The 9,463-nt window shown below is 45.9% G+C and carries 7 protein-coding genes and 1 pseudogene; 2 read left to right on the top strand and 6 right to left on the bottom strand.

Translation table 11 applies throughout. The features are described 5' to 3' along the window. Window positions 1–160: 160 nt before the first annotated feature. Window positions 161–544 (top strand): annotated as a pseudogene (locus RIB93_RS24425) (ISAs1 family transposase); the annotation flags it as partial. Window positions 545–617: 73 nt separating this feature from the next. On the opposite strand, the gene RIB93_RS24420 reads toward RIB93_RS24425, so the two are convergent. The 3 genes from RIB93_RS24420 to RIB93_RS24410 all read right to left on the bottom strand — a co-directional run bounded on the left by RIB93_RS24420 (window position 618) and on the right by RIB93_RS24410 (window position 1,971). Next, window positions 618–929, bottom strand: a complete 312-nt coding sequence (locus tag RIB93_RS24420) for a hypothetical protein (protein ID WP_446376532.1) — start codon at window positions 927–929, stop codon at window positions 618–620. A 65-nt stretch (window positions 930–994) separates the two neighbouring features. Continuing rightward, the gene (locus tag RIB93_RS24415; protein WP_446376530.1) at window positions 995–1,765 is read right to left on the bottom strand and encodes an HIRAN domain-containing protein; all 771 of its coding nucleotides are present in this window, start codon (window positions 1,763–1,765) and stop codon (window positions 995–997) included. Next, a complete protein-coding gene (locus RIB93_RS24410; RefSeq protein WP_446376528.1) occupies window positions 1,762–1,971 on the bottom strand; it encodes a hypothetical protein in 210 nt (69 codons plus the stop codon). The genes RIB93_RS24415 and RIB93_RS24410 overlap by 4 nt, the downstream gene beginning before the upstream one ends. Window positions 1,972–2,052: 81 nt before the next feature. Between RIB93_RS24410 and RIB93_RS24405 the strand changes: the two genes are divergently transcribed. Continuing rightward, on the top strand, window positions 2,053–2,517 hold the full coding sequence (locus RIB93_RS24405) for a GUN4 domain-containing protein (protein WP_446376526.1): 465 nt from the start codon (window positions 2,053–2,055) through the stop codon (window positions 2,515–2,517). Between the two features lie 220 nt (window positions 2,518–2,737). Here the strand turns inward: RIB93_RS24405 and RIB93_RS24400 are convergent, their stop codons facing one another. The 3 genes from RIB93_RS24400 to RIB93_RS24390 form a co-directional block, all read right to left on the bottom strand. Further along, window positions 2,738–2,944 (bottom strand): DUF4926 domain-containing protein, encoded by a 207-nt coding sequence (locus RIB93_RS24400; protein WP_446376524.1) that lies wholly within the window; start codon window positions 2,942–2,944, stop codon window positions 2,738–2,740. Window positions 2,945–3,353: 409 nt separating this feature from the next. Further along, complete coding sequence (gene gltB / locus RIB93_RS24395) at window positions 3,354–7,943, bottom strand: glutamate synthase large subunit (RefSeq protein ID WP_446376522.1); 4,590 nt, start codon at window positions 7,941–7,943, stop codon at window positions 3,354–3,356. 481 nt (window positions 7,944–8,424) lie between these two features. After that, window positions 8,425–9,363 (bottom strand): hypothetical protein, encoded by a 939-nt coding sequence (locus tag RIB93_RS24390; protein ID WP_446376520.1) that lies wholly within the window; start codon window positions 9,361–9,363, stop codon window positions 8,425–8,427. Window positions 9,364–9,463 lie beyond the last annotated feature (100 nt).

Here is a 9,463-nt window from a genome sequence, read left to right as displayed (position 1 = left end):
AAACTACTCGCACAATAATTGAAACTCAAAATGATTATTTGATTACGGTAAAAAGGAATCAAATAAAATTGTATAATCGTCTTAAGGAGTTAACGGAAATAGAAAGTCCAGTAAGCGAATATGAAAAAAAGGATGTAAGTCTGGCCTCCGCCAAGTAACTCGAACAGTATCTGTATTTAATCCAGAAAATTTGAGCAATCAAAAGCATCCCAATCTTCACAGTGTAATTCGTGTAAAAAGAAAAGGATGGCGGGACAAAAAAGAATGGAATGAGACCTTATATTATATAAGCAGCAAAAAATTACCCGCTCAACTATTCGCCGAAAAAATTCAACAACATTGGGGAATTGAAAATCAAGTACATTGGGTAAAAGATGTAGTTTCCCAAGAAGATAATTCAAGAATCAAAAATTGTGCGGTAGCCGAAAAATTTTCTTTATTGACAACTTTAATTATGAATCTTTATCGAACTTGTGGTTTTTTGTCAATTAGTCAAGGGCAGGCGTGGTTAGGAAAACATTGGCAACAAATGTTGCTAATTTAACGATTGATAGATTCAAGGCAACTAATTTCAATAAAAAAGAAAACTCAAAAAAAAGACAAGCCAAACCTGGAAATCACGAATCGGCAAGAGATTCAGCTTTTTTGCAGCCATAAAATAAGCAAAGAGTTGGGGTTAAAAATATTTTTGAATAGAGAGAATTAAAACTCGCAAAAAAACGGTTTTGATCAGCAAAAATTTTGCTTTTATTTTGGTATTTTTTTTGAAAATGAAAATCCCCTGCTTCAAAAGGGGGAAGCCAGAGGATGCTTCGCTTTTTTTGCATGGAGGATTTAGGGGGATCGACAATGTATCGCATAGCAGAGCAAACTGCTGTATAGCAATCGCCATAGCGGTTAGGACGCATCATTTTGTAGAGACGTTGCATGCAACGTCTCTACAAAAGTTCGTTTGTACTAATCGATGTGTCTACTACTATATCTAACAGTTTAGCTAGGAATAAGAATGCGATCGCGTAAATTCTGCTATCAGGGGTTGATAGTGACGACTGGAGAAGGGATGATAATCAGGGTTCGCCTGAAAAGTCATTTTACACAATAACCGAAACTGGAAGGGTGTCGGCGCTTTATTCACCCGTTCTACCTGTACCTCTAGGTTGAAACTGTTTTGAATTAACTCAAACAGTTCTGCCAGTAAATATCGGGGACAATAGCCGACAATGTAGTGGTCTTCTGTGGTTAAAATTAAAGCATCAGACTCATGATTATTTTGCCATTGATGAGCTAACTTTAATTTTTCAGTCGCTTCAAACTGATTAATCCGCTCAATGGCACTGCTTGGCAAATGTCGCAGCCCCTGAGAGAAAAAATATAAATGATACTGTCCTTGTGCATTAACCTCCAGACAAGGAAAAACAGCGAGTGTATCGGTTTCTCGTTCTCCACCACTGCGGGCTAAAATTGCCATGGGGTCATGTTCATCGTTGGGAATATTTAACCATTCCATAAAACGGGAATAATCCGGACGCGATCGCGACATTAACCGATTCGCAAAGACGGGGAATAATTCAGTTGATGTATAAACCTTATCTAAACACGGAAACGAAGACAATGACTGAAAAGCACATTTATCTTCCGCCTCTTTCACCCCTTGAGTATAAACAAATTGATAGAGTCTTCCGTCAAAGGTTAACCGACCAATCGGGAACCAATAGCGACTAATCGGATCTTGCCAAGCTAAAAATAGTGTTTTTGGTGTCTTCAAGGTCGTGTTTTCCTCAAGCTAAGTAGCCGATGTTTATTGATATCCATAATTTCCTGAGCAAACTTTCTGGCTTCGGGAGAAATACGCGATCGATTAATCCGATTAAAGATAGCTAAAGTATTAGCTTTTTGGATCGTTTCCAGCCGCGCCAACCACACAGAAACCGCTTGGGGATAGCGATGAGCCACCAGTGAGAACACATCCAACCTGTTTGTACGTCAGTCTAAATCGCTAGAGAATTTCCTGTGGCACAATGAATATAAGTGTATTAGATTTATTTGTGAGCAATGCACCAGAATTCAACTGATGATTTGAGTTCAGAATGCGGCATCGATTACCGCCGATTGCGAGATTTATTAGCTGCTAGAGAGTGGGAAGAAGCCGATGAAGAAACGGCAGACAAAATGCTGGCTCCCATTGGAAAAGAAGGCTGGTGGAATGTGGAAACCGAAGACATTGAAAAAATTCCTTGTACCGACTTGCGAACGATTGACCGTCTCTGGGTACAATACAGTAATGAACACTTTGGTTTTAGTGTCCAAAAGCAAATCTGGCAAGGTGTTGGCGGTCAACCGGGTATGTATGATTACTACATCTACAAAAAGTTTTACGATAAGTTTTACAATATCGTAGGTTGGCAGGCAGTCATAGACCGAGCTTCAGAGTATGTTTTTAACCTAAATGCTCCCCGGGGACATCTCCCGTTGGTGGGGGTGATGCTTCTGGGGCAATTTAATAAGTTTATACTATAATTCAGTAAGCTTTAGCTTACTTGAGCTTTGAGCCTGAAATTCATTTCAAGGCTCTCAACTGAGCTTGTTGAGCGTTAATGGAATGCCTTCCAACCTAATTAACACATCACGATTATTCCATAACTCCGGTTGTTGTTGAGGCTGAAAGACTAAAATTGAACGGTCATTTTGGTCAAGTAGCCATGCCAATTGACAACCATACTTGAGCGCGTGCAGAATGTTACTTGTTTGGTGAACGAAGAGAACTTTCAGGTAGAGTCATAACGGCTACGGTATTGCCTAACATATCAAAAAATTCAACACTATAACCCGTTTCTAATTCAGCAACGTTGTGTTTTTCGACAACTGTACCGATATCACCTGCATAAAGTCCAGCTTCAGGAATATCGCCAAGCAAGATAACGTCTGAATAAAGTTCGTAATCCATGGTATCCTCTATTCACCGATTAATTAGGAATCAACGGAACAACTGTGTCCATTTAATTGACTCGGGTCGCCCTGTGATCAAACCATTAAGAAATGGTGCGTTAAGCTGTTCGGCATTTAAACCATAATGTCAAGAATTGCGAGATCCTTGCCGTAGTGCGAGCATCTTGCTCGCTACATTGAGCATCTTGCTCGCTACATTGAGCATCTTGCTCGCTACATTGAGCATCTTGCTCGCTACTAATACCCAATTTAAATGCATTACAGCTTACGCTACGCTAACGCACCCTACTGCCGTGACCCAGCTAAAATTGTGCAATAGATTTACGGTTAAATTGGGCGCACGCCGTGCGCCCCTACAATTCTAATTCACCATTTTAGGTGGGTCATAGCACTACGTAACGCTAATCCTAGCTACCGCTAATCCGGGCTAAATCGCGGGCGTTTTCTTCAAACGCAGCCGTTAGCGCATCATCGCCACTTAATCCGGCTTCCTCGGCTTTATTCAAGCAAGCCAATACCCGCTTGTAATCCCGGGGTATCACCTTGACAAACTTCGGCACCATTTCTGTCCAATTCGCCAAGATAGTTAACCCTAGTTGACTCTTGGTGTACTCGACGTGTTTGGCAATCATTTGGTGGATGATTTCAATCTCCTCGTCGTCTTCCAGTTTCTCTAAGTCGGACATCTGGGTATTACAACGAGTGGCAAAATCCCCTTTTTCATCCAACACATAGGCGACACCGCCACTCATTCCTGCGGCAAAATTGCGTCCAGTTGGACCCAAAACCACTACTTTACCGCCCGTCATATATTCGCAGCCATGATCACCCACGGCTTCCACCACCGCGTTGACCCCTGAGTTGCGAACACCGAACCGTTCACCCGCCATTCCGCGAATATAAACTTCACCCCCTGTTGCGCCATAGAGGGCGACATTCCCGACAATGATATTTTCACGGGGGACAAAGGTGGAACGGGCGGGAGGATAAAGGATTAATTTACCCCCAGATAATCCTTTGCCAAAGTAGTCATTAGCATCTCCTTCGAGTTCTAAGGTGACACCCTTGGGGACAAATGCGCCAAAGCTTTGACCCGCACTTCCTTGGAAATGGAGATGGATGGTATCCTCCGGTAACCCCTGCCAATGACGCTTGGTGATTTCATTGCCTAAAATCGTGCCAACCGCCCGATTGGTATTCTGAATCGGTAGGGTAGCGGTTACTTTTTCACCCTTGGCGATCGCACCTTTGCATAAATCTAGCAGAACCCTCATATCCAGGGACTTATCCAACCCATGATCCTGGGGAATCTGACAATAGCGACCAATTTCGGGTCCCACATCCGGTTGATAGAGAATCTGGGATAAATCCAATCCCTTCGCCTTCCAATGATCCACCGCCTGCTTCGCTTCCAAGACATCCACACGCCCCACCATTTCATTTAGGCTGCGGAATCCCAGTTGTGCCATGATTTCCCGCACTTCTTGGGCGACAAAGGTCATGAAGTTCACCGTATGATCTGGATTGCCAATGAAACTCTGACGCAGCACCGGGTTCTGAGTGGCAATTCCCGCCGGACAGGTGTTTTTTTGACAAACTCGCATCATAATGCAGCCCAGGGACACGAGAGGTGCGGTAGAGAAGCCAAATTCCTCTGCCCCTAATAGTGCTGCCATGACCACATCGCGCCCGGTCTTCATTTGACCATCGGTTTCTACGACAATTCGCGATCGCAGATCATTTAATACCAAGGTTTGATGCGTCTCCGCTACCCCTAATTCCCAGGGTAATCCGGCGTGTTTAATTGAGGTTTGCGGTGATGCACCCGTTCCGCCATCAAAACCGGAAATCAGTACCACATCCGCATGGGCTTTAGCAACCCCCGCCGCGATCGTTCCTACCCCCACCTCAGACACCAGTTTCACATTAATCCGGGCGTCGCGGTTGGCGTTTTTCAGGTCATGAATTAACTCGGCTAAGTCTTCAATTGAGTAGATATCGTGGTGCGGCGGTGGCGAAATTAACCCCACTCCTGGTGTCGAGTTGCGTACCTTAGCAATCCAAGGATACACCTTCCGCCCCGGTAACTGTCCCCCTTCTCCCGGCTTCGCCCCCTGCGCCATCTTAATTTGGAGTTCCTTGGCTTGAGACAAATACAAACTATTCACCCCAAATCGCCCGGATGCGACTTGTTTAATCCCGCTGTTCTTAGAATCGCCATTTTCATTTGTCCAGGTATAGCGTTCGGGATCTTCTCCCCCTTCCCCAGTATTGGATTTCCCGCCAATCCGGTTCATCGCAATGGCGAGGGATTCGTGTGCCTCTTTGGAAATGGAACCATAACTCATCGCCCCGGTTTTGAAGCGTCGGGTAATCGCCTCCACGGGTTCCACTTCTTCTAAGGGAATTGGGTCGCGTTTCTTGAATTGTAGGAGTCCGCGTAGGGTAAAATGTTGCTGGGTCTGTTCATTAATTAGGGTAGCGTATTCTTTATACAGGTCATAGCTACCCTGACGCACGGCGTTTTGCAGGGCGTGGATGGTTTGGGGACTTAATAGGTGTGCCTCGCCGTCTTTGCGCCACTGATATTCGCCGCCTGCATCTAGGGTATGCCCATTCACTTCTCGATCCGGGAAGGCGTGGAGATGACGCATAATTGCTTCTTGGGCGATTACGTCTAAATCCGCCCCTTCAATCCGGGTGGCTGTCCAGGTAAAGTATTTATCAACTAGTGCCTGTTTGAGTCCAATGGTTTCAAAGATTTGGGCACCGCGATAACTTTGGATGGTGGAAATGCCAATCTTGGAGGCGACTTTAATTACCCCCTTGGTGGCGGCTTTGATATAGTTTTTGTGCGCCGTCTTGCGATCAATATTTTCCAGCAAGCCCTGGCTAATCATATCGTCAATGGTTTCAAACATCAGATAGGGATTAATCCCACCGCAGCCATACCCGATAAGCAGCGCATGATGATGAACTTCCCGAGGTTCGCCGGATTCTAAGACGATTCCCACTTTGGTGCGGGTTTTTTTGCGGATTAGGTGGTGATGTAATCCAGCCACCGCAAGTAAGGCGGGGATGGGTGCATGGTCTTGATTAATACCGCGATCGCTGAGAATAATGATACTGGTTCCGTCTGCGATCGCGCGATCGGCTTTCGCGCAAATCTCATCCATCGCCGTTTCTAATCCCTTCACCCCAGCCTTGGGGTCAAATAGAATCGGTAAGGTAATGGATTTAAAATCCCCTTCGGACACATATTTGAGTTTCGCTAATTCCTCATTCGTCAGAATCGGCGTTTTCAGTTCAATTAAATGACAACTCTGGGGTTCAGGTTCGAGTAAGTTGCGTTCTGAACCAATTGTGGTTTCCGCCGAGGTGATAATTTCCTCCCGAATTGAATCGATGGGGGGATTGGTGACTTGGGCGAAGAGTTGCTGGAAATAATTGTAAAGTAACTTCGGGCGATCGGATAACACCGCCAATGGCGTATCCGAACCCATCGAACCCACAGCTTCTACCCCATTCTGTGCCATTGGTGCCATCAGCATCCGCAATTCCTCGAAGGTATACCCGAAGGCGATTTGGCGTTGAATCAGGGTGTCGGGTTCCGGTTGGGCTACCTCTGGCGCATCTTTTAACTGTGCCAGTTCGACCATGTATTCGTCAATCCAGTCTTGGTAGGGATGTTCGGTAATAATTGCCTGTTTCAATTCCTCATCAGCAATAATCCGCCCTTGTTCCATATTCACCAAGAACATCCGCCCGGGTTGCAAGCGCCCTTTAAACGCCACGTCTTCGGGTTCCACAGGTAACACCCCGGCTTCGGATGCCATAATTACCCGGTCATCTTTGGTCACATAATACCGCGATGGACGCAACCCATTCCGATCCAAAACTGCCCCAATCGTCGTACCATCAGTAAAGGCGATGGAGGCTGGACCATCCCAGGGTTCCATGAGACAGGAGTGATATTCATAGAATGCCTTTGTCTCATCACTCATCGACTCATGATTTGTCCAGGGTTCGGGAATCATCATCATTACCGCATGGGGTAAAGAACGCCCAGAAAGGACTAACATTTCGAGGGAGTTGTCGAATATCGCCGAGTCACTCCCCTCTAAATCAATAACGGGCTGAATTTTCTCCAAGTCATCGCCAAACAGCTTGGACTTAAACAGCGACTGTCGGGCGTGCATCCAGTTAATATTACCCCGTAAGGTATTAATCTCCCCATTATGGGCAATGTAGCGATAGGGGTGGGCGCGTTCCCAACTGGGGAAGGTGTTGGTACTAAACCGGGAATGCACTAAGGCTAGGGCACTTTTGAGATCCGGATCATGGAGTTCGGGATAATATTGTCCCACCTGTATCGGCGTCAGCATCCCTTTGTACACAATTGTCCGACAGGAAAGGCTAGCTGTATACCAGCAGGGGTCAACCTCTGACTGGCTAATTTCTTTTTCCGCCCGTTTCAGGATCACATAGAGTTTCCGTTCAAAGGACAGATCATCAGCCAGGTTGGGGGAACGCTGGAGGAACACCTGTTGCATAAACGGTTCACCCAGTTTAGCGATACTTCCCAGGGGGGAGTTATCCACGGGAACATCCCGCCACCCTAGAACTCTTTGCCCTTCTTCGGTGGCAATTTTCTCAAAAATCTGGCGACTCTGCTGGCGAATCATCGGATCAGGGGAGGTAAAAATCGCCCCCACCCCATACTGACCCGCTTCCGGTAGGGTAATGTTATCGGCGGCGGCGACTTTGTGCATAAACTGATCCGGGATTTGGATTAAAATCCCTGCACCATCCCCGGTGTTCGGTTCACAACCACAGGCGCCGCGATGTTCCAGGTTTGCCAGAATCGTTAGCCCTTGTTCCACGATATCGTGGGACTGATTCCCCTTCATCTGCACGACGAATCCGACACCGCAAGCATCGTGTTCAAACTGTGGATCGTATAAACCTTGTTTTTTTGGCAGTTGGTTGCTTTTCATCTTAAAATGACCCAAAAATGACGAGGGTTGTAGGGGCACAATCCTTGCGCCCGTTTTTCAGTGTAGAGGTTGGGAAGCTATCTGGTGCAACGTAGCGGAAATCAGTATCCAGTGGAAAAAGGTGCAACAGCTTACTATACAAGCGTTTTTTTATTCTACCTTCTGCCTCGGAGTCTCGGAGCCTTCTGCCTTTTACCTTAACGGAGGGTATCCCCGCCGCGACACCATCAGCTTGTTGGATTACGATAAACCAACTCCACCAGAAGTACAAGCCACGCTTTAACAAAACGATAAGATTTGGCGGATTTGGCTTTAATTTAGTTAAGGGTTGAGTTTTGTCGGAAAATGCTTCAAAAAAACAGTATAGTCTGATACTGAATTTTAAAAAGTCATAATTTCTTGATCGCGTTGGGTGGGTTAGGTTCAAAAGCGTCATTCAATAAAGGGCGCACGTTTATGCACCCCTACAAATACCCACCGATTATGGAGAACAAAGGATAGTTCTAAGTTTTTCCGGAATCTCTTCAAAATGCTCTAACAAAAAATCCATAATTGCCAAATGGCGCAAATCAACGGGTTTAGGAGGGCGATGTCCTTGACCTCGGTTAAACCAACATTGTACGGTTCCCAGGGAGCGATCGCAAATGTGAGAAATTTGTTCATAGGTGACATCCCATTTAGCATAAAAGTCCCGTGGCGTCATCCCTAATTCACAGTAACAATAAAGGTCAATGATGTACTGTTCACGCCGAGTAATCGGGCGAGGCTGGTGGGGATAGTGGGTATTGTAGCGTCCTCTGGGGCTACGCAGAGATGGCGTGACTATTGCACGGCGAGACTGGCTGGAATAAAGGTAGGAATAGCTATTCTCTTCGCTGACTGCAACAGTATCGGGCATTTTTTCCAAGTCCTCTTCCCAAGCCATATCTGCGGTAATCCAAGCTGCACTTGGCGAATCGGGGGCGAGTTGAATCAGGTAGCATATCGTCCACTGATTGCCATCGTGATTATATTCATAGAAGCGCCCCAGAATCACGCCCCAGTCAGGATTTGGAGTTTTCCATTGGACGCGATCGCAGTCTTTGTAGCGAGGGGTAGGGAATGGCAAATGGCGATTGTAACAATTCTCCCCCTGCTCCCCCTGCTCCCTCATCTCCTCCATCTCCTCACCATGACGCAGGGTATTTAATGCGCCAGCGATGAGTTTACCGTTGAGGCTTTGGGTTAACTGCTGAATAAACAGTTTGGCGAGGATTTTGACTTCAGCATCGGTTAGATGCATTTGGGATGCATCGAAGTCAACATCGCTGTAGTGCTTGAGATGGGAGAGGAGTTTGGTAACACCAACATCCTCTAACCCTTGCTGGGCTTTAGTTTCGGCGGTGTAGCAGGTATCGAATTGAGGCGGTAAATATCTCATAGTATTTTGGCTGCTTTATGTACTTGTGATAATAGTATAACAAAATTAATAAAATAAACACCCTTTTCTCTCAAAAAAAAGAGCAAAGGGAAACCATTTG

The sequence above is a fragment of the Coleofasciculus sp. D1-CHI-01 genome (assembly GCF_040218875.1).
In the GTDB taxonomy this organism is placed as follows: Bacteria; Cyanobacteriota; Cyanobacteriia; order Cyanobacteriales; family Coleofasciculaceae; genus Coleofasciculus.
Note: the sequence above shows the minus strand (reverse complement) of the source record. Positions and strands in the feature narration are given on the sequence as shown.